General features: G+C 56.6%; 21 protein-coding genes. 11 read left to right on the forward strand and 10 right to left on the reverse strand.

Annotated features, from left to right (window positions below; translation table 11 throughout):
• Window positions 1–203 precede the first annotated feature (203 nt).
• Window positions 204–497 (forward strand): hypothetical protein, encoded by a 294-nt coding sequence (locus G5533_RS06850; protein WP_441254642.1) that lies wholly within the window; start codon window positions 204–206, stop codon window positions 495–497.
• Here G5533_RS06850 and G5533_RS06855 read toward each other — a convergent pair.
• The gene (locus tag G5533_RS06855; protein WP_421255668.1) at window positions 468–3926 is read right to left on the reverse strand and encodes an ATP-binding protein; all 3459 of its coding nucleotides are present in this window, start codon (window positions 3924–3926) and stop codon (window positions 468–470) included. The two genes, G5533_RS06850 and G5533_RS06855, sit on opposite strands and share 30 nt — an antisense overlap.
• Window positions 3927–4047: 121 nt before the next feature.
• On the opposite strand from G5533_RS06855, the gene G5533_RS06860 reads away from it, so the two are divergent.
• Entirely contained in the window at window positions 4048–4686 is a 639-nt protein-coding gene (locus G5533_RS06860; RefSeq protein WP_421255667.1) for a response regulator, read from the forward strand.
• 2 nt (window positions 4687–4688) lie between these two features.
• Here the strand turns inward: G5533_RS06860 and G5533_RS06865 are convergent, their stop codons facing one another.
• From G5533_RS06865 to G5533_RS06880, 4 genes are all read right to left on the reverse strand, one after another.
• Window positions 4689–5843 (reverse strand): hypothetical protein, encoded by a 1155-nt coding sequence (locus G5533_RS06865; RefSeq protein WP_441254643.1) that lies wholly within the window; start codon window positions 5841–5843, stop codon window positions 4689–4691.
• Window positions 5836–8292 (reverse strand): TcfC E-set like domain-containing protein, encoded by a 2457-nt coding sequence (locus G5533_RS06870; protein WP_421205244.1) that lies wholly within the window; start codon window positions 8290–8292, stop codon window positions 5836–5838. The genes G5533_RS06865 and G5533_RS06870 overlap by 8 nt, the downstream gene beginning before the upstream one ends.
• Window positions 8293–8362: 70 nt before the next feature.
• On the reverse strand, window positions 8363–8869 hold the full coding sequence (locus tag G5533_RS06875; RefSeq protein ID WP_421205242.1) for a CS1 type fimbrial major subunit: 507 nt from the start codon (window positions 8867–8869) through the stop codon (window positions 8363–8365).
• A gap of 29 nt (window positions 8870–8898) precedes the next feature.
• Entirely contained in the window at window positions 8899–9627 is a 729-nt protein-coding gene (locus G5533_RS06880) for a hypothetical protein (RefSeq protein WP_421205240.1), read from the reverse strand.
• Window positions 9628–9849: 222 nt separating this feature from the next.
• Here G5533_RS06880 and G5533_RS06885 point away from each other — a divergent pair, with 222 nt between their 5' ends.
• The 3 genes from G5533_RS06885 (at window position 9850) to G5533_RS06895 (ending at window position 12458) form a co-directional block, all read left to right on the forward strand.
• Window positions 9850–10587, forward strand: coding sequence for an EAL domain-containing protein (locus G5533_RS06885; RefSeq protein ID WP_421205238.1), 738 nt, complete (start codon window positions 9850–9852; stop codon window positions 10585–10587).
• A gap of 256 nt (window positions 10588–10843) precedes the next feature.
• Window positions 10844–12208, forward strand: coding sequence for a prephenate-dependent tRNA uridine(34) hydroxylase TrhP (gene trhP, locus G5533_RS06890; protein WP_421205236.1), 1365 nt, complete (start codon window positions 10844–10846; stop codon window positions 12206–12208).
• Window position 12209: 1 nt separating this feature from the next.
• Entirely contained in the window at window positions 12210–12458 is a 249-nt protein-coding gene (locus G5533_RS06895) for a YfhL family 4Fe-4S dicluster ferredoxin (RefSeq protein ID WP_005334896.1), read from the forward strand.
• Between the two features lie 168 nt (window positions 12459–12626).
• Here G5533_RS06895 and G5533_RS06900 read toward each other — a convergent pair whose 3' ends face one another.
• Entirely contained in the window at window positions 12627–13022 is a 396-nt protein-coding gene (locus G5533_RS06900; RefSeq protein WP_227342149.1) for a DUF1090 domain-containing protein, read from the reverse strand.
• Window positions 13023–13180: 158 nt separating this feature from the next.
• Between G5533_RS06900 and G5533_RS06905 the strand changes: the two genes are divergently transcribed.
• The gene (locus tag G5533_RS06905) at window positions 13181–13534 is read left to right on the forward strand and encodes a DsrE/DsrF/TusD sulfur relay family protein (RefSeq protein ID WP_043822380.1); all 354 of its coding nucleotides are present in this window, start codon (window positions 13181–13183) and stop codon (window positions 13532–13534) included.
• 36 nt (window positions 13535–13570) lie between these two features.
• On the opposite strand, the gene G5533_RS06910 is transcribed toward G5533_RS06905, so the two are convergent.
• The gene (locus tag G5533_RS06910) at window positions 13571–14794 is read right to left on the reverse strand and encodes an MFS transporter (protein ID WP_441254644.1); all 1224 of its coding nucleotides are present in this window, start codon (window positions 14792–14794) and stop codon (window positions 13571–13573) included.
• Between the two features lie 200 nt (window positions 14795–14994).
• Window positions 14995–16002 (reverse strand): protease SohB, encoded by a 1008-nt coding sequence (sohB, locus tag G5533_RS06915; RefSeq protein WP_421255664.1) that lies wholly within the window; start codon window positions 16000–16002, stop codon window positions 14995–14997.
• A 13-nt stretch (window positions 16003–16015) separates the two neighbouring features.
• On the opposite strand from sohB, the gene G5533_RS06920 reads away from it, so the two are divergent.
• The 3 genes from G5533_RS06920 to G5533_RS06930 all read left to right on the forward strand — a co-directional run bounded on the left by G5533_RS06920 (window position 16016) and on the right by G5533_RS06930 (window position 17982).
• The gene (locus tag G5533_RS06920; protein WP_150995625.1) at window positions 16016–16213 is read left to right on the forward strand and encodes a hypothetical protein; all 198 of its coding nucleotides are present in this window, start codon (window positions 16016–16018) and stop codon (window positions 16211–16213) included.
• Between the two features lie 11 nt (window positions 16214–16224).
• Window positions 16225–16980, forward strand: coding sequence for a YciK family oxidoreductase (locus G5533_RS06925; RefSeq protein WP_150995626.1), 756 nt, complete (start codon window positions 16225–16227; stop codon window positions 16978–16980).
• A 105-nt stretch (window positions 16981–17085) separates the two neighbouring features.
• Window positions 17086–17982: a LysR family transcriptional regulator gene (locus G5533_RS06930; RefSeq protein WP_227095061.1), complete on the forward strand. Its 897-nt coding sequence runs from the start codon at window positions 17086–17088 to the stop codon at window positions 17980–17982.
• Between the two features lie 34 nt (window positions 17983–18016).
• Here G5533_RS06930 and G5533_RS06935 read toward each other — a convergent pair whose 3' ends face one another.
• Window positions 18017–19189 carry an MFS transporter gene (locus G5533_RS06935; protein ID WP_441254645.1) on the reverse strand — a complete coding sequence of 391 codons (1173 nt, stop codon included), beginning with the start codon at window positions 19187–19189 and terminating at the stop codon, window positions 18017–18019.
• 182 nt (window positions 19190–19371) lie between these two features.
• Between G5533_RS06935 and G5533_RS06940 the strand changes: the two genes are divergently transcribed.
• Together G5533_RS06940 and G5533_RS06945 are read left to right on the forward strand one after the other, a co-directional pair.
• Window positions 19372–20517 (forward strand): MalY/PatB family protein, encoded by a 1146-nt coding sequence (locus G5533_RS06940; protein WP_441254646.1) that lies wholly within the window; start codon window positions 19372–19374, stop codon window positions 20515–20517.
• An 80-nt stretch (window positions 20518–20597) separates the two neighbouring features.
• The gene (locus tag G5533_RS06945; protein ID WP_441254647.1) at window positions 20598–22025 is read left to right on the forward strand and encodes a TAXI family TRAP transporter solute-binding subunit; all 1428 of its coding nucleotides are present in this window, start codon (window positions 20598–20600) and stop codon (window positions 22023–22025) included.
• A 124-nt stretch (window positions 22026–22149) separates the two neighbouring features.
• Here G5533_RS06945 and G5533_RS06950 read toward each other — a convergent pair whose 3' ends face one another.
• Window positions 22150–23064: a LysR family transcriptional regulator gene (locus G5533_RS06950; RefSeq protein WP_005353868.1), complete on the reverse strand. Its 915-nt coding sequence runs from the start codon at window positions 23062–23064 to the stop codon at window positions 22150–22152.
• Window positions 23065–23154: the final 90 nt, after the last annotated feature.

The following is a 23154-nucleotide window of genomic DNA, read 5'->3' on the forward strand; positions in this document are numbered from 1 at the left end:
CAAAGGGATCAGACTGTAAATCTGACGGCTCTGCCTTCGAAGGTTCGAATCCTTCTCCCTCCACCATCATTCAGAAAGCCCGGCCTTGCGCCGGGTTTTCGCTTTCTTGCCCACTAACACTTTCCGCCCTTGTCAGATTTGACAGTTGCAATTGCATCCCACCTTGCTCATCGTGGCATCATCAACATCAGAGTGTTCACATCATGTTTGAAGTCTGGGATGAGCATGGCCACGCAACAGGTCTGACACTGCAGGCGCTCAAAGTCAGAATTAGCAACGACTATCAGGGCGATCTGATGGTGCGCTACAGCAACAAGCTGGGACTCCCCACGACTCTTTTTCTGACGGTTCACAAGGGAGTGGCCTACCAGCGCTTTAAAGCGGGCTCGCCAAGACTGGACTGGGAGTGGCTGGCTGGGGCTGGTAATGGCCATACACCCCGCGATTTTATGAGTGAGCAGTTCCCCTTATTTCAGTTCTCCCTCGACAACAACTGACTCTTCATACCGTTCGCTTAACCCCCTCAGCTCCCCGATGATTTGCTGTAATTGGGCACGAAATCCGGTCAGCTCATCAGCACAAGATGAGGACCCGAGCTGGCGGATCTTCTCTTCCAGTCGCCATGCCTCTTCAGCCAGCTGCGGCGCCATCATCATGCTGATGGTCCCCGCCTGACGATGCACCCAATTCGCCAGTGCCTTGTCATCCTGTGGCTGCTGCACCATCGCTTGCTCAAGCTCCTGGCGAAATAGCGGAAACATCTGCCGTAACTTGTCACCTTGGCCAAAAAATGCCTCCATGGCCGCGACATCAATCAAGGATGGCGATGGCAGGATACACCACTTTTGCAGCATCTGACGCAAACCATCCAGCAGCACCGGCTTGCCCAGCAAATCATCCATGCCGGCGGCAAAGCAGCGTTCAGCCTGCTCAGGCATGGCATTGGCCGTCATGGCAATGATCAGCAAGCGCTTCTTATCCTCCCCAGCCCGTACCCTGCGCGTGAACTCATAGCCATCCATCACCGGCATCTGACAGTCACAGAGCACCAGATCATAGGGATACTGCGCGACCATCTCGAGGGCTTGCTGGCCGTGCTCAGCCAGCTCGCAGTTCAGCTTGAGCTGCCCGAGCTGGCGTATCACCAGCTGCTGGTTAAGGGGATTATCTTCCACCAGCAGTATCCGACAGGGCAGCATGGACCCACGCGCAGCGCTATTGGGCATCAATTGTGAGGCGGTCTCATCGCTCAAGACCAGCTGGCGATAGCAGACTTCCCGCACTGCATGCCAGGTCATGGGATTGCTGTTGAGAATGTAACCCTTCTCATCACTGCGATAGCCAAGAGGGGTTGCCAGCGGCAGCACCCGGATAACGCCCTCAGCCGCCAGGTCATGGTCACTGAAACGCAACTGAGCATTATCAGGGGGCGACGTTCGCGTGACTCCCAGAGCGTCAAGATGCAGTAACAGGGTGTGACACAGCTTATCGTCATGCAGTTCAATGCTGGCTTGCAGGCCATTGAGACGGAGATCCGGCTCTCGCAGTACCAGAACAGGCAACGTGACTGTCAAGGTGATAAAAGTGCCGAGCCCCGGGGCACTCTCCAGCCGGATCTCGCCCCCCATCAAGGTGGCCAGGGTCTGGCAGATACTCAGCCCCAAGCCAGTACCACCATAACTGCGGGTGGTAGAGCTCTCCGCCTGCTCAAAGGCATTGAAGATCCGGCCAAGCGCTTCGGGTGTCATGCCGATACCGCTGTCGCGCACGCCGAAGCGCAATTGCTGTTGCCCCTCCCCCTGTGCCAGCAGTTGCACCGAAATCTCGATAAAGCCCCGCTCGGTAAATTTGATGGCATTGCTGACAAAGTTGAAGAGGATCTGACGCAAACGCAACGCATCGCCGCTTACTCTGGCGGCAACACCAGCATCTGCCCAGAGGTAGACACGCAGCCCCTTGCGGTGTACCTCGCTCAGCGTCATGGTCAACACACTGTCGATCAGCTCACGGAGGAGAAACGGGGTTTGCTCGAGCTGCATCTTGCCTGCCTCCAGCTTGGCATAGTCGAGCACATTGTCGATCAGTGCATGCAGTCCCAGGGCACCGCGGTTGATGATCTCGACCATCTGGCGCTGATCCTGAGTCAGCTCGGTGAAGGTGAGCTGCTCCGCCATGCCGACGATACCATTCATGGGGGTGCGAATTTCGTGGCTCATGGTGGCCAGAAACTCCCCTTTCATGGTCGCCGCCGATTCCGCCCGCTCTTTCGCTCTGGCCAGTGCCAGCTCCACCTGCCGGCGCCTGGTAATTTCCTGACGAAGGCGCCAATACGCAATGCAGATAACCAGTATAAAGAGGGTTATACCCGACCCCAGCGGGATAAGTGTGCGCATCAGTTGCTGCCATGACACCCCCTCGCTGTAGTTCAATGCCAACCAAGTATTGCGGATCTGCCGTCGCTCCTTGTCGCTCATGCTGGCCAGCACCCGATTGACCAAAGGCAAGAGAGGGGTATAGGGCTCACGTACCGCTACCACCAGCTCATCCTTGAAGGGCGAAGGAGCCGCAATATTAAGCTGGTCTTCAAACTGATCCGCAATGAGTCGCGAGACTACCACCAGGTTGCCGATATAGGCATCCCCCTCACCAGCCGCAACTGCCGCCAACCCTTCACTGGCGTTGCTTGTCACCTTAATCGTCACATCCGGCAACAGCGCCTTGATCTGTGGAATTAACATGCCGTCGGTCAATAGCAGTCGCTTGCCTGTCAGGTCCGTGATATCTCCTATGGTGGGCGTACCGCTTGCCGTCACCAATACCATGGGAAATGATGCGAAAGGCTGGCTGGCATGCCACCCCATCAACCTGTCGATGATGCGGGTTGGCAGCACAACAAGATCGACATCATGATGCAGCAACTGTTGTTGAAGATCAGGCCAGCTCTGAACCGGAACCCTGCTGTAAGCCAAGCCAAGCTTCTCTTGCAGCAGCGCCAGATAGTCAACTACCATTCCAACCAGATTGCCATCCCTGTCACGATAGTAGAAAGGCATCCAATTGGGGCTCAATCCCAACTTCAATGGTGGCAGAGCCGACAACCATGCTCGCTCATCAGGGCGCAGCAAAAAATTACTGTGCCCCATAAAGTTGGGGACCAGGTTCTCCCCCAACCAGCGCTTCTCAAGCTCGCTGCGGGTCTCGACCGTCAACGCCTGAATGGCAGTATTAAGCTGGGTAGAAAGCGTTTGATTCTGGCTGGCAACAGCAAGATGAAGGGTCTCCATCAACAGGGGAGACTGTGCAACAACCGCCAGCGCAGGGTGACGCTTGATAAACAGATTGGCTACATACAGATTGCCGATATAGGCATCCGCTCGCCCTTGCTCCACCGCCTGAAGTGCGCTGCGAGTATCTACGAAGAGCCGCGGTGTGACCTTCGGATAGTGCAGCTTGACCAGCGTCTCGGTCATAAAGCCCTTTTCGATGGCAATGCTCGCAGACTGTAACCGGCTCACGTCGCGAAAGAGGGCGCTGTCCTGACGCACAACTACCACGGTCGGTGAGGTGTAATAGGGCAAACTGTAGGTGACACATGGGCGTCCCCCAGCATTAAAAGCATCGAGCAAGAGATCAATCTTGCCACGGCAAATATCCGCATACATGGCATCCCAGTCAGGGTAGGCATGCCAGGCAATCCGGTAATCCAGTTTTTTAGCTAATTGCTCCATTAATTCCACGCTGAATCCAGCGGCAACCTTACCATCCCATCGCTGAAATGGAGCCCATCCTCCTGCTAATATACCGACTTCAATAGTGGCAACCTCAGGCGGCTCAGAAGCCTGTAACACAGGGGTAAAGAATAAAGAAAATCCAACAATAATGGTAATTTGACTGAGCAATGACTTTATTGAGCAACATATCGACATAGTGGTTTACATATTTTTACAAATCAGTGTATGCATATAAAAAACAGGGATCGCACGGTAGTATATCAATGTCAGCTTTGATAGCCTTAATTTTACTAATCGCATCAAGAGAGACTCACTTATGACCTTTAGGATTATACTTTCTGATGATCATCCATTGATTTTAGCTGGTATCCGTAGCCTGATTGAAAAAATAACCCCACGCTGTGATGTCGTAGCAGAGGCATATAGGGTTTCTGATTTGTATATTTTATTAAGGCAACAGCCATGTGACTTGCTGATAACGGATTTCAGCATGCCGGGTGATAGTCGCAGTGATGGCCTCGTAATGGTACAGCAATTACGCAGAGAGTATCCCAATTTGGCGATCATTGTACTGACACAACTCCACAACAATGCAATATTACAGGCTCTGCTTCAATGTGGGATTAGTGGCCTGATATTAAAAAAATCTGTTATCACTGAGTTATCAGAAGCCATTCGCCAAGTGCTGCTTGGCCACACTTATATAGGTAAGTCTGTTAAAAACCTGCTGACTGAGGCAGGCATATCTCGTCACACCGATCTCACCCCGCTTACACCAAAAGAGAGCGAGGTAGTGCGTTTGCTGGCCAGTGGCATGTCGGTCACCCAGGTAGCAGAACACTTGAATCGCAGTGTGAAGACCATCAGTACACAGAAAAAGAGCGCCATGATGCGCCTAGGCTTGCAAAGCGATAGTGAACTGTTTTTTTATGCACAAAATAACGGTTTAGTTTAATATTACATACCACCAACAGGTATTGTTGCATCGACAATTAATGTCACAATGCCTTTATATGTAGCTCCTGGTCGCTTCCTCATTTCATCAACTTTAGACTGTTCTATTTCAAATAAGAAAAAATCATTGGCACTTTCTTTACTATTCTTAAATGGCACTTTCACGGATGGACTTAAAATAAACTTCCCATATGCATTATTACGTGAAATAACAATTGGTACTCTATGGCTACCAGAGCGATCTCTTATTTCACATTGCCCGCCCCCCACATGTGTATACTGGCACATCAAACCGATCCAGAAAGGCGTATCACTTGATATTCTCACAGGTAACGTTGAGTTTAATACTGTAGGCAATGTGGAATTCCACCAGCCTTTAGGTGGCGTCAAGACAACTGTATTACTACCATGAGGAAACTCTACTTTCATTTGATTTCTTACAACTAAAGATATATCCATTTCGATAATTGATGGTGCTCTATATGCCGAATTACCAAGATCAAGATCTTTGTTTGATGAACCAACAGTAAGTGTCACTCTTCCTTGGTATCGACCATTCGGAATAGTATCTATGTTATCAGCAGAAAGTTTATAACCAAAATAATATTTACTTATTATCGCATTGATCCTTTTAATTGGGTTTGGATATATTTTCGTGTAACATGAACCCCCATTTTTTTGAGCGTTGGCCGCGATTGAATAAAATACTGTTTTGGTGCTACTCGCGGTATCTCGATCAACTAGGGAACAGTTCGAGTTAGGATGCGCCTGATATGCATCACCAATATCCACCCCTACATTTTTTAGAGTATAGCCGGTATGAGTAAAGGAGAATTTCATGTTCACTTTACTGCCTGTGGGACTAGTCAGTGTGACAGATTTTTCTCTAGGGAAGCTATGGAAAAAAAATCGGTCCCATGCATTACTACCTCTAAATATTGGTTTGTCAATATCTGCATCCACAGCAACCACTCTAGACACATTATCATCACAGAAATAAGATAGTGGTAGTTTTATACAAGGGTCTGTAATTCTAAATTCATTTTTTCCAGGGTTATCCCGTGATTGTGAGTATTCTGCATTGACCTTCAAAACGACGGAATGCGCCATCGTAAATGGCATCATAAATATAAATATAAAAATTAATGTTTTAATCATATTTAACTGAACTCAATTTTGTTTCTAAACTGTGACAGGCTAGATCACCTAAAAATAGTATTCTGCTATTTATTGGTAAGGTGGGGACATCGACAACAGTCTCACACTGGCTAATGCCGTTTATCTCCATTTTCAAGATTGGATTGCGGGCGCTCATCTCAACGGCAAAAAAACCATCCACTTCACTCATGGTTCTACCTGCATGATTGACAACCATTGCCCCCTTCAAAGGAGCCCCCTTCTCATCCAACAGACGACCAATGACTGTTACCGTCTTCATGACGTGAACCTGATGATAGGCCACCCCCCCCTTGTTGAGGTGATAAGGCAACACGTTGGGGCGAATGCTCACCGAGGGGGCATCATGGCCAGCCAGATCCAGCTCAACAGCACCGCTGCGATAGGCTGCTACGGGTATTAGGTTGCGCCCTGGCCGCAACTTTAAATTACCACCCTGATCGTCATCGGCACGCAAGATCAGATCAGGCATATCGGACTCCAGATCCACTATCATGCCCGCCTCATACCCCTGAGATTGGCCGGTCATGGTCAGACTGCCCTCATCACCAAACGCCAGGGTGCTGTCAAGATTGAGCCCACCGCTCAGAGTACGGTTATAGGAGGAAGACAGCAGGTAGGCATCACCACTGACCAGATCCCCCTGAAACCTGGCATAGCCTGCTGTGCCGACGCCATAACTGTCAGTTGTCAGATTTACCCCGACGCTCTGCAGGGCCCCCCACTCCAGTAACTGCTGGTAACTGAGAGATCCGTTACGCTCTTGCCCGCCGGAACGGGAGGTTCGACTACCTATACCGACAGCCAATTGACTACGTTCTCCACCCAAGTTCATGCTTAGAGAGAGCATACTCCCCCTGTCCCTCGCGTTATCGGTACTGATGCTACCTGGCCGGTCAAATACCGTCAGGTTCCAGCTCACCGTCTGACCGAGTAGCTCGCCGTTGTAACGCCAGCCCAGATCAACCCCCAACCCACGCTCCGCCTGATGTGCCAAATAGAGGTTGGCAAAGTGTCGCTCGTCGAGCCGCTGCTGCAACGATATATTGCTCTGCTTGAGGTCGTGACTCCCCTCCCAAACTGGCCCTTTCTGGTGCTGCTGCTGGTGGCTGAGCACCAAGCTACCCTCGCCATAGTGATACAAGGCCTGCAGATCGAAGCCGCTTCCAAGTTCCTGTGTCGACATCAGGTTACCAAACAGCCGCCACTGATCATTCAGGCTCCAGTCGGCAGAAAGGCCGTGCTGCCAGCGCTGGTCGATATACTGGCTGGATGCCCCGACGATCACGGAGGGAGTGAGCAAATAATTGAGCATGATACCGCTACTTAGAGGACTGGGAGTGTCCTCTTCCAAGTTGCTGAACAGGCGGGTCTGCTGGCCAGCAAACAGGTTGAAACGCCATGCCTCATCAGGGTTTTGCCAGTTCATCGGCTTGTAGATCATCTCGCGCCGCCGTTCGGTAATCTGGCCATCTTCCAGCACACGCAGTTCCACCTCGTAGATCCCAGCAGGAAACACCTTGGTGTCCAGTGCCTGCAGCCCCGAACTCACCTGCTGCGAGTTAATGAGCTGCCCATCCCGATAGATCTCCACCATGCCGGGCCGGCTCGGGGTGACATAGACAGGAGTGGTACTGGCCTGGCCTTGCTCTATCAACAGGGTGTCGGAGTCCCCCAGCATGACACCCAACACGGTCGGGGTTCCCCCGCCAAACAGGGTAGGTTGACGCACCAAACCTTGTGCATAAGGCGAGAAGTAGCCCAACCTATAGAAGTGCCCCTTTCCTTCATGCTCGGCATAAAGTTGCTGTACATGGTGCTGCGCCACCTGCCCATTTCCTGACCGGCTCACTTCTCCCTCAAACAGCGGAGTCCATTGGCCTATGCTTCCCTGTGCAATTAGGTTGTAACGGCCACTACGCAGCTCACCTTCCTCCTGGGTCAGGTTCAACTGATGGCGCAACAGGGCGCCATAGCTGCCCCCACTGGGCAGATTGTAATAACGGTTCTGCGGCTGTCCCTTCTCGGCACCGGCCGTCAGCACCGACAACTGGGAGTTCTCTAGGCTGTACTCCAGCGCCAGCACTTCGTCAGCGCATGGATTCTGACATGGGCCCAGTCGATGGGATGCCTCCAGCGCCTTGGTCCAACGCTGACGGCTACGCTCGTCCAGCTCACTTTCATGGCTGCTGGTCAGAGCCAACAGTTGTACGCTGGTGTCTTTGCCCAGCACTATCTCGCCTTCCCCCAACAACTGCCCATCCACCAGAATGCGCACCGCCAGCGGGACGCCGAAGAAGTGATCGGCAAAGCCATCAGGCAAACCCTCTACTTGTTGCAACAGATCAAGGGGTTGTGCAACATGCCTACCCGTGGCCCAGGCAGGTGCGCAAAACACAACCAGGATCAACAGGAAAGAGAAATACTGCATGTATCTATCCCACTTCTTCTAAGCACAGACAAAAAGGCTCCCTTGATGCAGGGAGCCTCCATCAATCGGTTTATACGCCGCCTTTGGGTGCTTCTCCTTTGGGAGCTTCCGACTCAAAAATCATGTTGACCACACCTTGGTAGTTACCTGGCTTATAACCCGCGACAGGAGCATCCGCCGGGATCACTTCCAACCCGAGCAACTTGCCGGTCTTGGCATCATCCGCCTTCATAACTTCCACGGATGTTGTCCCCAACGTGACCCCACCAATTTTTACGGTCAATGCGATGTTGTCATTACCGCTGGCCATCATGGCCGGATTGGTCAAATAACCGGTAATTGCTCCGATTGTGCTTTTTACATCCAACTGCTTGGTAAGCTTGTCCAACTTTTTGGTATATGGGTTGTAAGCCAGCTTCTGCGGTACGTTCATCCAGTTGTCACCGCCTGTCGGCTGTACATAGAAAGCCTCACTCGGGATCTGAGCCGTCACTGTAACCTGATGCTCAAGACGTTCAGCAGCAATCAAATTGGCTGACACCAGCATGGCCAAAGGGACTGCTATCCATACTTTCATTACTCTCTCCTTTTTGGGAATATGAAACATCAGTGACCAATCACGATGCTTCTGCTCTTATCACCCTCTATCAATGAAAACTGATAGAGGTGATTACTTTTTTTGACTAATTGTTTAGACATGTTTGGCAACAAATGAATCTTGCTTGGCGTTGAACAGTTTTTTCCCCGTGAATCACATTCTTCAAAAAAATCCAACACTATAGTGGTATTTCCTTTATTAATGACTGTTGTCGTGGAATCCTCTTTTATAAATTGGGTATCAAATAGACTTTCTTTAGGCATGACAAAGACAATTGTGCCAAAGCCAGTCAATATATTTACACCCGCTGAAACTGCCTGCTGACTCTCTGAATCTATATTGGCCCCCAAGTCAAATCCATCCTCCTGTTTTGGCAAAACAGGAATGAAGCGAATTCTGAAGTAACGTTCCTTGTCCCGCCCCCCCATATATAATAGTCGGGTAGCCTGCATGCCATTGGCCGGAATAATCATGCGAGAGGGGCTAGCAATCAGCGGCCGAGGCCCTTCGGTCAACTCAGCCAACTCTGATGGTTTTCCCATCTCATCGTAGATGATCTCGTGGATTGCCACCTTAATAAAGGCAGTGCTATCGCCCTGATTACGAACCCGTTTTAAATAGGTACTTTGCTGGCCATTCATATAGTCATACAAAGTTCCTATATTTATTTCAGCAGAAGCAAAAACATCTTTATTAAAGAACATCAAAATAATGAATGCAGAACATATTTTTTTCATGAGCCTTCCACTAATTTTTAATACAGCATGATTCTTAACTCTTCGATTTCGAAAAGAAAAAAGCATATAACTGTATCTAGTCTATTGAAGTTCACAAATTACGTTAATAAGAGAATTCCTATTTTGATTACAGGCGCACTCTTATTATCAGATGATTCCTACAGGTCATTCTGCTATCCCTGTTGTATTATGCGCCCCTATGTCTATCAACAGGTAAGCGCCATGTTTGCGTTCAAAGAAGAGTTTTCGGTCGGTGACGTGGCATCCCTGGCAACAGCGGATATTGCCATCCCCTTCTATCAGCCGATCGTTGACCGGAACAGCCAGATCATCGGCTTTGAAGCGCTGGCCAGACGCTGGGAACCCCGCCAGCAGCGCTATCAGGGGATCGACTTTCTCTCCCTCAGCGATGAGGAGTCCCTTCATCTGGACATCGTCATGCTCAGAGCGATTCTGCGCGACCTGCCGACGCTCGCGCAGAGCAGCACCAGTCTGCTCTCAATCAACCTCAACCCGACTCTGAACAGCCCCACCTACCAGAACCTGTTGTTGCTGGTACTGATCCAGGCGCGCAAGGTAGGGCTCGACATCTGGTTCGAGGTACTCGAGCACGCCCCGCTACAGCACAAGGAGCTGGCCCTGATTGAAGTGTTGCGCAGCCACGGCGCCCATATCGTCTGCGATGACTTTGGCACCCAGGAGTGCAACTTCCAACGGGTGCTGGCGCTGCCCTACGAGATCATCAAACTGGATCGCTCCCTGTTGCTGCAAGCGACCAAGAGTAGCCATGCACTGCGGATGCTCACCGGTCTGGTAGAGTACCTGCAGCGGCTCGGCACCAAGGTGGTGTGCGAGGGAGTTGAGACCCAGCAACACATCGAGGTAGCCAACCTGCTCGGCTGTGACTATCAGCAGGGTTATGCCCATGCCATGCCATCTCCCCTCTCCCGCTGGGCCTGAGCGGCTGTTTCATTTCGGCATCCTGTCGGCTCGCGCAGCCAACAATTTCCTGCCAAATTGCATGATGACGTGGGGGCGAGTACAATCTCGCACCCCGAATATCCGGCGCATCTTCTTTCGATAACCCCGGATATGCCGTCATCGGGTCGCGCTGCATTGAGCATCCTCTCGGAGGCCATCTTGCACCGCAACTCAACCACTACGACGCCATCAGGTGGCGTTGTCCTGATTTGCAATCAGACATAAAGAGTCCGACATGTTTAAACCAGAATTGCTCTCCCCCGCAGGTTCCCTCAAGAACATGCGTTACGCCTACGCCTATGGCGCCGATGCAGTCTATGCCGGCCAGCCCCGTTACAGTCTGCGGGTGCGTAACAACGAATTCGATCACGAGAACCTTCAGCTCGGCATCAACGAGGCTCATGCCCTCGGCAAGCAGTTCTATGTGGTGGCCAACATCCAGCCCCACAACTCCAAGCTCAAGACCTTTATCCGCGACATGCGTCCGGTGGTGGAGATGAAGCCAGATGCGCTGATCATGTCAGACCCCGGTCTCATCATGATGATGCGCGAAGCTTTCCCTGATATGCCCATTCACCTCTCGGTGCAGGCCAACGCGGTCAACTGGGCCACGGTGAAGTTCTGGCATCAGATGGGCTTGACTCGGGTCATCCTCTCCCGCGAACTGTCGCTGGACGAAATCGAGGAGATCCGCATGCAGGTGCCGGAGATGGAGCTGGAAGTGTTCGTTCACGGCGCTCTGTGCATGGCCTACTCCGGCCGCTGTCTGCTCTCCGGCTATATCAACAAGCGCGACCCCAACCAGGGCACCTGCACCAACTCCTGCCGCTGGGAGTACAAGGTTCACGAAGGTAAAGAAGATGACGTGGGCCAGATCGTCCACCGTCAGGAGCCCATCGCCGTGCAGAAAGTTGACCCGACGCTGGGCCTCGGCAAGCCGAGCGATGCACTGGTGCTGCTGGAGGAGTCCAACCGCCCGGGCGAGTACATGAGCGCGTTCGAGGACGAGCACGGCACCTACATCATGAACTCCAAGGATCTGCGCGCCGTCGAACATGTCGAGCGCCTGACCAAGATGGGCGTCCATTCGCTGAAAATCGAAGGGCGCACCAAGTCTTTCTATTACTGCGCCCGTACCGCCCAGGTCTATCGCAAGGCCATCGACGATGCGGTTGCAGGCCGTCCGTTCGACCGCAGCCTGATGGGCACCCTCGAAAATCTGGCCCACCGCGGCTATACCGAGGGCTTCCTGCGCCGTCACAACCACAGCGAATACCAGAACTACGACTACGGCTACTCCGTCTCCGACACCCAGCAGTTCGTCGGCGAGATCACCGGTCGCAACGGTGACATGGTCGAGGTCGAGGTAAAGAACAAGTTCCTGGTGGGCAACAGCCTGGAGCTGATGACCCCGCAGGGCAACCTCAGCTTCAATCTGGAGCTGATGCAGAACCGCAAGGGCGAGCTGATCGACACCGCACCGGGCAACGGCCACGTAGTCTATGTGCCGGTGCCGAAGGAAGTGGACGTGAACTACGGCATCCTGCTGCGCAACCTCGGTGAGCGTCAGGATACCCGTCAGCCCCACTCGGCCGCCTGAGATGGCACTGCTCATCACCGACAAGTGCATCAACTGTGACATGTGTGATCCCGAGTGTCCGAACCAGGCCATCAGCCTGGGTGAGGAGATTTACGAGATCGACCCCAGTCGCTGCACCGAGTGCGTCGGTCACTATGAGAAGCCGACCTGTATCAGTGTCTGCCCTATCGACTGCATCATCTGGGATCCCGCTCATGTGGAAACCGAAGATCAGCTGATGGAAAAGTTTGTGCGGATGCATCGGCAGTAACCTCGGTATCAGCATCAACAACTCACAGGCTGCATCCTCCGGGAGCCCGTCCATATGATGAAACCGCAGCGCTGCTGATGAAGAAGTTTGTACAGATGCACCGACAGTAAATGCAACAAGGCCGGGAAATCCCGGCCTTTTTTGATCCCGCCATCATCTCCATGATGGCTATTTTTTGTTTACCAACCGGTGCAATTCATCCAGTTCCCGCTGCGCCGTCAGCAAGTCGGTCTGTGCCTGCTCCAATTTGCTCTGCTTGTCGGCAATCTTGTCCGGCTTGCCACTGACTCTCGCCTCCTGCAGCTCGAGCAGGCGCTCGTCCACCTCGCCGCGCAGTTTGTTAACCCGCTCTTTCTGCTCCTTGAGCAGACCTTCATCAGTACAGTTGGCCTTGATATTGCGTGCTGCCTGTTCGAGCCCGGCAATCTGCCCGGCATTGTTGTGTGCTTTGGCAAACACCAGCTGGTCATTGACGGCCTGCAGACGAGCCTTGCAACCGACCGCCTCACTGCCAAAGGCCTGACCCGCCAACAGCAGCAAGCCGGCTCCCAATACTTTCCACATCTCGATTCATCCGGTCTTGTTTGCGAGCTGACCATAAAAACCTCGATCGGCAGCAGGGTCAAGCAAGCGGGAAAAAGGTGCGACAGAAGTTGTGCAACATCACGCAATTGGCAACCTGTTGGTTCTACAATGGCGCTCTTTTCAATCTGGAGTCTGTTATGAGTCAACAAATTGTGGTCATTGCCAACGGGGCCCCCTATGGCAGCGAATCCCTGTTCAACGCCCTGCGTCTCGCTATCGCCCTCAACGAACAGGGGGGTGCCAGCCTCAAGCTGTTCCTGATGTCCGATGCGGTGAGTGCAGCGCTGGCCGGTCAGGCACCGGCCGAGGGATACAACCTGCGCCAGATGCTGGAGATCCTGCTGGCGCAAGGCGTCACCATTCGCCTGTGCAAGACCTGCACCGATGCCCGTGGCATCACCGCCCTGCCGCTGATCGAGGGCATTGAGGTCGGCACCCTGCCGATGCTGGCCCAATGGACCCTGGCTGCCGACAAGGTGCTGACCTTCTGAACCATAAGGGGCTGGCCAGCGGCGAAGTCAGCCCCGTTAGCCTATCACCGACTCCTGCCGGGCACTTCGCCGACCATGATGTCGGGCGCCAGCTTCATAAAGCGCAAAAATCGCCACACAAAGCAGCGCCATCAGCACATAGAGCAACTGCCCGCTCCACTGCTCGAGGATCCAGCCTCCCAGCAGGGCGCCGGCAGCCCCTCCCAACCCGGCCAATGCGCTGGCACCAAAGTAGCTCCCCTTGAGATGAGCGGGGGCCATCTGGTCGATCAGCACGTTGAGCAGGGGGAAGAGGATAGTCTCGCCGATGCTGAGCAGCAGCACAGCGCCAAACCAGTGGCTACGCACCAGCGGATCCCCTGCGGCAAACAGCAGCTGGGCCGCCAGAAACAGAGCCATGCCGATATGAAGCCGCACCCGCACCGGCCAGCGTGACAACAACCGCAGCAGCGGAAATTGCAGCAGCACCACGGTCAGGGCGTTGGTCGCCACCAGCAGGGCCACCAGCTCGGCCACCTGTGGCATACCGGCACGGGTCAGGTACTGCACCAGCGGCGAGTGAAACTGGGAGTAGACCAGCACCATCAGGAGATTGGCCATCACCAGCAACAAGAAGGCGCGATCCGCCAGCAACACCTTGATGGCATCCCGCAGTCCGGGGCCAGCCGCCCCCGGCTTGCCTGTGCTGCCAGCCCGGCGAAATCCCCAGCCAAAGGCCAGCGCCAGCAGCAGATAGCTCACCACCAGAAACAGGAAGGTCTCCTGCTGGGCGTTGATCCCGAGGGTCACCCCCAGCAGCGGCCCCAACGCCGCCCCCAGGTTGAGCAGAAAATAGCGCAGGTGCAGTGCCAGCTCCCGCGCCTTGGCCGAGGCCAGACTGTCAGCCATCAACGCCTTGCCGGGGGCATCGATGAGCCCCGACGAGAGGCCGCTGCCCATCACCCCGACCCCGAGCCAGAACACCGCATGGGAGAAACCGAGCAGGCCGAAACAGCTCATCGCCACCAGACAACCGGCCAGCAGTATGCTGCGCCGCCCGAAGCGATCAGAGAGCCAGCCGCCGTAAAAGCTGACCAGGGTAGAGAGGGCCATTGAGCCCCCCAGCAACAGGCCGATGAAGGTGGCCGAAAGGTCATACTCCCGATAGAGCAGAATGGAGAGGAAGGGCCACACCATGTAGTAGCTGGTACGCACCATAAAGGTGCCCAGAATGACGATCCAGACCAGCGGGGTAAATTGCCTGAAGGTGCTCCATGACATCGCTTTGCTCCATGCCCCGCAGCTCTTACCACAAGATCCTGTCATAAACGGGGAAAGCATTCAGTTGTAACAGAGGGTCTCAATAGAAACAACCCTCGCTCACCGACAAGGTGCAACCGGATGCAAAAAGGCCAGCCGATGGGCATCGGCTGGCCTTTTTATCGCGGGATTTCCCTCTGGCTAGCGCCAGGGGGCCGGGCTTAGCGCCAGGGGCTCTGCTGCCACAACCGCCCCAGTCCTGCCTCCAGCGCCTGTGCGCCCTGCTGTCCCAGCTTCTGAGTCAGGCTTTTTGGCTTGCGATAGCTGATGCCGATCACCTTGTGGTGGCTCGCCTGCGCCAACAGATAGTCATCACTGGTGCAGAGGGTATCCACCAACCCCAGCCCCTTGGCCTGACTTGCCAGCCAGTGCTCACCGGTCGTGACCTGATCGATATCGAGTTGCGGGCGGTGTTCGGCCACAAAGGCCTTGAAGCGCTCGTGGATCGCCGCCAGCTCCTCGCGAAACTTCTCGCGCCCCAGATCGTCGTTCTCGCCGAACATGGTGATAGTGCGCTTGTACTGACCGGCAGTGTGCATCTCGAATTCGATATCGTGCTTTTTCAACAACTTGTTGAAGTTCGGCAGCTGGGCGATCACCCCGATGGAGCCGACGATGGCAAAGGGGGCAGCCAGGATCTTGTCTGCCACGCAGGCCATCATGTAGCCACCACTCGCCGCCACCTTGTCAATCGCCACGGTGAGCTTGATGTCACGATCGCGCAGTCGCTGCAACTGAGAAGCGGCCAAGCCGTAGCCATGCACCACGCCGCCACCGGATTCGAGCCGCAGCAGTACCTCGTCGCCGGGCTGGGCGACGCCAATCACCGCGCTCACCTCTTCGCGCAGAGAGGCCACCTCTTTGGCATCCATGCTGCCGTTGAAATCGAGCACAAACAGGCGACTGCGCTCATCCCCCGCCTTGGCGCGCTTTTTCTGCTCCTCTTTCTGCTGCTTTTCCAGCACCTTGCGCTCGGTCTTGCTGGCGAGCGCGCTCTTGAGCGCAAATTGCCCCTGCTCCAGCTCGCTCGAGAGATCGGTCACCACTAGCTCCCCCTTGCGCGCTTTCGGCTGGCGAGTGCTGACAATCATCAGGATGATGGCGCCGATGGCCAGCAGGAAGGTCACTGTCTTGGCCAAAAACAGGCCATATTCGGTCAGAAATGTCACGATGGACTCCAGAATGGATCGGTTTTCGTCACATTCTAGGGAGTTTGATGGAGGCGCGCAAAAAATCGCTGCCAGTGCCATGAAAAACCAACCCGAGCATCACAACCTCTCTATTTTCTTCACATTTTTCTTGCCGCTGGCTGGTCAAACAGGCGCGCGGATCAGTACACTTGGCGCCGATTGCCATGCACTTATGGCCGGAATTTGTTAACAGGAGTTGTCATGCTCGATTATCAGGCACCCCGCGATCTGCTCAAGGATAAAGTCATTCTGGTCACCGGTGCCGGCGACGGGATCGGCCGCGAAGCCGCCCTCACCTACGCCGCTCACGGTGCCACCGTGATCCTGCTCGGCCGCACCAGCGCCAAACTCGAAGCCGTGTATGACCAGATTGAAGCGGCCGGTTATCCGCTGCCCGCCATCGTGCCGGTGGATCTGAAAGGGGCCACCGCCGCCCACTACCACGGCATGGCCGAAACCTTCGCCCAGCAGTTTGGCCGCCTCGACGGCGTGCTGTTCAACGCCGGTCTGCTTGGCACCCTCTCTCCGTTTGAACACATTCAGGAGAAGGAGTGGGACGAGGTGATGCAGGTCAACGTCAAATCGGAATTCCTGCTGACCCAGGCGCTGCTGCCGCTGCTGCGCCAGACCGCCAAGGCGCAGGGCGATGCCTCCATCGTCTACACCTCCTCCAGTGTGGGACGCAAGGGGCGCGCCTACTGGGGCACCTATGCCATCTCCAAATTTGCCATCGAGGGGATGATGGAAGTGCTGGCCGACGAGCTTGAGAACACAGGTGTGCGGGTCAATACCCTCAATCCGGGCGGTACCCGTACCAAGATGCGCGCCAGCGCCTTCCCGGCGGAAGATCCCATGAACCTCAAGACTCCGGCCGACCTGATGCCGCTCTACCTCTACCTGATGGGGTCGGACAGCCGCGGCAAAACCGGCCAAACCTTTGTGGCTCAGCCCAAATAAATCAATAAAATACCCAGAGTGTTGTGCGGCAGGGGTTAAATTGAATAGGGAGCACAGGCTCCCTGTTCGAACCACTGACCATCCTATCTCCAATCAGGTTGAACTATGTTTCGTCCCAAGAGCACGTTTGAGCAATGGCGGATCTTTCAGGCGGTGGTCGACTGCGGCGGCTACGCCCAGGCGGCCGAGGCGCTGAACAAGAGCCAGTCCTCCCTCAATCATGCGGTTGCGAAGTTGCAGCAGAGTCTGGGGGTGCCCTTGCTGGAGGTGCGCGGCCGCAAGGCGGTGCTGACGCCGGCGGGCGAGATCTTCCTCAAGCGGGCCCGTCAGTTGAGCCAACAGGTGGAAGAGCTGGAGAATCTGGCCAACAACCTGGAGCGGCAGTGGGAGCCGCAGATCAACCTCTATGTTTCGGCGTTGCAACCAAGGGATCGCCTCTATCGGGCGCTGGCCAGCTTCTATCCCCGCAGCCGGGGTTGCCGGGTCAACCTGCACGAACGCATTCACTGCCACTTCAACGCCCTGCAACCGGGGGACCTGATGCTCTCCGAGCACCTGCCCGGCGATCGCACCGGTCTGCTGCTGGACGAGGTGTGCCTGCTGCCCCTCTGCGCCGCCAGCCATCCGCTGGCGCAAGAGGAGGGGCCCATCCGCAGCGATGTATTGACCAGCCACAACCAGATCAGCCTTCATCCCCCCATTCACCGCTCGGTGGACTGGAATGATGCGGATGACACCGGCTGGAAGGCGACCCACTACCACGAAGTGCTCGCCATGCTGCGCCTCGGCCTCGGCTATGCCTGGCTGCCGCGCCATCTGGTAGAGCGGGAGCTGGCGGAAGGGTCACTCATACAGCTGGATCTGGAGAGCGGCAACGAGCGCCACCTCTACACCTATCTGCTGACCCTCTCCCCCGAATCTCTCGGTCCTGCGACCGAGCTGCTGCTGCGCTGCCTGCGCAACGAATATCAGGGCGAATCAGCGCCGCTTCCGCACGCCTAGCCCCAACACGACAAATTAACAGCCAGCCCCCCTGTCAGACGTTGGGCACCCGCCAGCTGGCGGCCAGTGCCACCAGCGCCAATCCCAGCGCCACCATAAAGACCCCGTGGAAACTCCACACCTCCGCCACCACACCGGCGATGGCCCCAGCCATGATGGAGCCGGTGCGGATGCTGTTGGCAAACAGGGTAGTCGCCACCCCGGCTCGCCCCGGCATCAGATCCTGAAAGTAGGACATGCCGATCCCCGCCACGATACCGATGAAGATGGCGTTGAACAGCTGCAAGGCGATCAGGGCGTATTGGTCGGTGAGGGTCACCAGACCTGTGTAAAAGGCCGCGCCAGCCAGCACCGCCAGCAACATCATGGGGCGCTTGCCAAAACGGGCAGTGTAATAACCCGCCAGCAGCATGAAGGGGATCTCCAGCGCCGCTGCCGTGCCCATCAGGATACCGGCAAGCTTCTCATCCATCCCGAGCTCCCGGGTGATGTAGAGCGGCATATTGATGAGGTACATGCTGTTGCAGGTCCACATCAGGGTTGAGGCGATAAAGAGTGCCCGCACCGCCGGATCCCGCCAGCTGCTGACCCGCTCGCTCTCTTCAGCCATCTTGGGCAAAGGGAGAGAGGGGAGCCAGCGCCACACCACCAGGGCACAGAGCAGATAGGCCAGTGCCGAAGCCAGGTACATCAGCTCGAAACCGTAGCCGATGGCCAGCGCGAAGGCGATGGGTGGGCCTATGACCCAGGCCAGCGAAAACTGGGCCCGCATCACCGAGCTGAACATGTCCGCCCGCCGGTTGCGGCTGTCAGAATACTCCCGCGCCAGCGCAAACAGCTGGGGACTGGCAGTGGCCGCCAGCGCAGCCAGCATCACCCCCAGACTCGCCAGCAGCCAGTAGTTGCGGTTCCAGGCAAACAGCAAGGAGAGCGCCACCCCGGCAAAACAGCAGCGCAGGATCAGTCGCTTGCGCTCCCCCTTGTTGTCGGAGCGGTGGCCCAGCCACTGGCTGACCAGAATGCCCACCACCGCATTGATGGTATAGAAGAGCCCGACCAGAAAGGGGCGCACCTGCACCTCCTCGGCCAGAAACAGACTTAAGGTAGGCACCTGCAGTGCCACCGCGACGCCGGTCATAAAGGTCACGGCAAGAAATGAAAGAGAGACGGGGTCCGGGCGTTTGACCGCCGCTATCGACAAGCTCATAGGGTTACCACTGATTGGAAGGACGATACGGGCTAACGGGCGGCAGCCGTATGAAAATTCGGCGCCTATCTTATGTCACTATCAAGAGCGGGCTCAAGGATGGCATAAGCAGGTGTGCGCCTTGCGAGGGAGGCCGCGACCCCGTAGAGTGAAAGCCCATCCTGCCAGCACAAGGAGTTCGCATGTTTGATTTTGATCAGGAAGTAGACCGCAGTGGCACCATGAGCCTGAAATGGGACAAGTACAAGGGTCAGGATGTGCTGCCCATGTGGGTTGCCGATACCGACTTTGTCTCCCCCCCGTCCGTGATTGAGGCGTTGACCAAACGGGTCGCCCACGGCATTTTCGGCTATTCACGCCCCTCGCCGCGCCTGATCGAACTCATTATCGAACGGATGGCGACCCGCTATGGCTGGGCCATCGAGCCCGAATGGCTGGTGTTCCTGCCGGGCGTGGTGCCGGGGCTCAACCTTGCCTGCAAGGCGTGGAGCCAGCATGGCCGCGGTATCATCACCCCCAAGCCGGTCTACTACCCCTTCCTGCAGGCGCCGGGCTTCAATGATCGTCCCCTGCTCACCGTGCCGATGATTGAAGAGGCAGGTCGCTGGGTGCTGGATCTGGCAGAGCTGGAGCGTCAGGCACCCGCCGCAGATCTACTGCTGCTCTGCAACCCCCACAACCCGGGCGGCACCATCTTCACCCGTGACGAGCTGCTGGCCATCGATGCCATCGCCGCGCGCCACAATCTGGTGATCTGCTCCGATGAAATCCACTGCGATCTGCTGCTGGATAAAAACGCCCGCCACATTCCCTACGGCGCCATCAGTGCGCAAGCGGCCGAGCGCTGCGCGGTGATGATGGCCCCGAGCAAGACCTTCAATATCGCTGGTCTCTGTTGCTCCTTCGCCATTATCCCCAACGCCCGTCTGCGCTTCAGGCTGCAACAGGCGATGCGCGGCATCAGCGCCGACGTCAACCTGCTGGGCTTTGTCGCCGCCGAAGCGGCCTATGAGGGTGGCGAACAGTGGCTGACCGAGCAACTCGACTATCTGGCGGCCAATCTGGCCCTGATCCAGCAGGCGGTTGCCCGCTGGCCCGGCGTCAAGCTGGCCAGTCATCAGGCGACGTATCTGGCCTGGATCGATGTGAGCGCACTTGGCCTTGCCGATCCCATCGCCTTCTTCGAGCTGGCAGGGGTTGGTCTCTCCCCCGGCGCCCAGTTTGGCGACGGCCAGTTCGTGCGGCTCAACTTCGGCTGCACCAGGGCACGACTGACCGACGCGTTGGCGCGGATGGAGCGGGCAATCCTCAACCACAGCAAGCCCTGATCAGCCAGCAACGGGATGGGCAAGCCCCATCCCTTTTCCCTGTGTCATCAGCCAGCGGTCAACTCAGTCAACGGTCAATTATGTCTCTACGGATCTTGCATCACCTTCTGCTCCCACTCTGTGCACTCTCTGCGCTGCTCCCCTTTGGCAGCCAGGCGCTGACTATCGGAACGGGCCCGCTCAATGGGGTCTACTACCCGACCGGTGGCGCCATCTGCCGGGTGCTCAATGCCGGCCATGCCCTGCATGGGGACAGCTGCACCGTGCAGAGCACCCGTGGCTCGATGGCCAACCTCAAGGCACTCGACAAGGGGGACGTACAGCTGGCGCTGGTGCAGTCCGATGTGTTGCACCACGCCCTGCACGGCACCGGCCCCTTCAGCGGGCAGGGGGCCAACAATGAGCTGCGCAGCCTGTTTCGCCTCTATCAGGAATCGTTGACCCTGCTGGCCGCCTCCAATAGCGGCATCACCACCCTGGCAGATATCGAAGGGAAGCGGGTCTATCCCGGCAACAAGGGCGCCGGTGAACAGATCACCAGCCAGGCCCTGATGGCAGCCATGGGATGGCAACCCGGGCAGTTTGCTGCCTATCAGCTCAAATCGGACAGCGAACCGCTGGAAGGGCTGTGCGATGGCTCGCTGGATGCCGCGTTTGTGGTTGCCGGTCACCCCAGTCTGGCGGTCGGCGATCTGATCAGCCGCTGCAAGGTGCGCCTCATCCCCATCGAAGGGGAGCAGATCGACAGGCTGCTCAAGCAACACCCCTACTACCAGCGCAGCCGCATCGCCGCCAACCTCTATCCGGGGCAGACCACCGCCATCAACAACATCGGGATGAGTGCTGAACTGGTGGCGCTGGCCAGCTTGCCGGACCCCATCGTCCGAACCGTGCGCGATACCCTGCTGGCCCGGGTCAAACAGTTCAGTCGGCTGCATCCCGCCCTGAGCAAGGTGACGCCCGAGCAGTTGCAGGCGCAAACCGAGCTGCCCCTCCATGCGGGGATGTCGGATCAACCGCCAGCCCCCTTGCCACTGACCCCCGAGCAGTTAACTGCGGAACAGCTGACGCCGGAGCCGTTAACACCAGCGCCATCGGCCTCGGAGGCGGTGCCCACGACAGGGCCGGTGAGCGCCGCCAACGGGACGACTGCGCCCATTGAGGCGCCCTCCGACGCGACCGCCACCAGCAGTGCCGCAGTGGCAACAGAAGCCACAGAGGTTAATCCCTTGCCCGAAGAGGCGCTCGAGGTCACCTCTGAGCTCACTGCGCCAGCCACCGAGGGTGAACGCGGGGCCCCTTCGGCCTCTTCTGCAGTGTCAACGGTTCCATCACCATCGGCTGCCGTGTCGACTCAGTTGCCACAGAGCGCCTCTGCGGCCACTTCGCTACAAGAACAGGCAAACCAGCCGGCCAGCAGTGCGGTGACTGGCGAAACCTCGCAGCAGGATAAAACCGATACACTGCCCTCCCCTGCCGCCAACGCAGCCACACAGCTGCAACCCTGAATGGTCAGCGCCCACAAACTCATCAGGGCAGCCTCGGCTGCCCTGATTGTTTACGCGCGTTCGATAGTGACGCAATTGATGGCAGCACAGTCACCCCGATAGGCCTGCTCACCTTGCCGCCCCGCTACGGCTCCATCACCCGGGTCAGATAGGGGTTGGGCTTCTGGATCTCCTCCTCCACCCAGTGCAGCAACTGCTTGATGGCCCGCGACAACACCTGATTCTGGCGCACCACGTAGCCCAGACTGGTACCGGGAAAGTCGCCGAGGCTGGTGACCGGCGCGGTGAGGTTGAGGCGCGGATGCAGGGAGAAATCCGGCACGATGGCGACACCAAAGCCTGCCTCGGCCCAATCGAGCTGGGCGTCCACGCTGCCCACCTCCATGATGCGACAGGGGGGCAAGGCCAGCAGCGGCAGGGACGGGTCGATCAGCGCCCGGGTGCGGGTGTCGTGACCGAGCAGGATCAGGGTCGGCTCGTCGAGGGGGTCGCTCTCCCCCGCCACCGCCCGCGCCTGCCAGCGGGCAAGGCCGTGGCCCAGCGCGCACCAGGTCACCTGTTGCAGCTCGGTGTAGAAGAGCGGCTCGCTGCGCTTTTGCGCCATGACAAAACCCAGATCCGCCTTGCCCGCCTTGACCAGCTCGGCGGCCTGATCCGAAGTGGTGTTGAACAGGGTAAGGTCGATGCCGGGGAACTCCCGCTTGAAGCGCTGGAACGGCTGGATAAGCAGCAGGCGGGAGATGATGTCGCTGGCGGCGATAGCCAGCGTCCCCTGACTCAGCTGGTTGAGGGCATTGAGATCGGACTGGCAGAGCTGCAACTCGGCGATGGTGCGCTCGGCGCTTTGCAGCAGCCGCTCCCCCGCCTGCGTCAGGCGAAACGGACTGCGTTCGATCAGCCGCACCCGGGTCGCCTGCTCCAGCCGTTTGATATGCAGGCTGACATTGGGCTGAGTCATGTGCAGTTCGGTGGCGGTCTGGCCAAAATGTTGCAATCGGGCCAGAGTGACAAAGGTTTGCAGCCAGTGAATATCCAGCATAAGAGTCCCTCAACCCGCGAGGTGCGGGGCTTGCCAGGAAAAATCGGACGGTTTGCCGCTTAATTGGCCATAATTATATGGTTCTCTTAT

The sequence above is a fragment of the Aeromonas sp. A600620 genome (genome assembly GCF_029479985.1).
GTDB lineage: Bacteria > Pseudomonadota > Gammaproteobacteria > Enterobacterales > Aeromonadaceae > Aeromonas > Aeromonas veronii_A.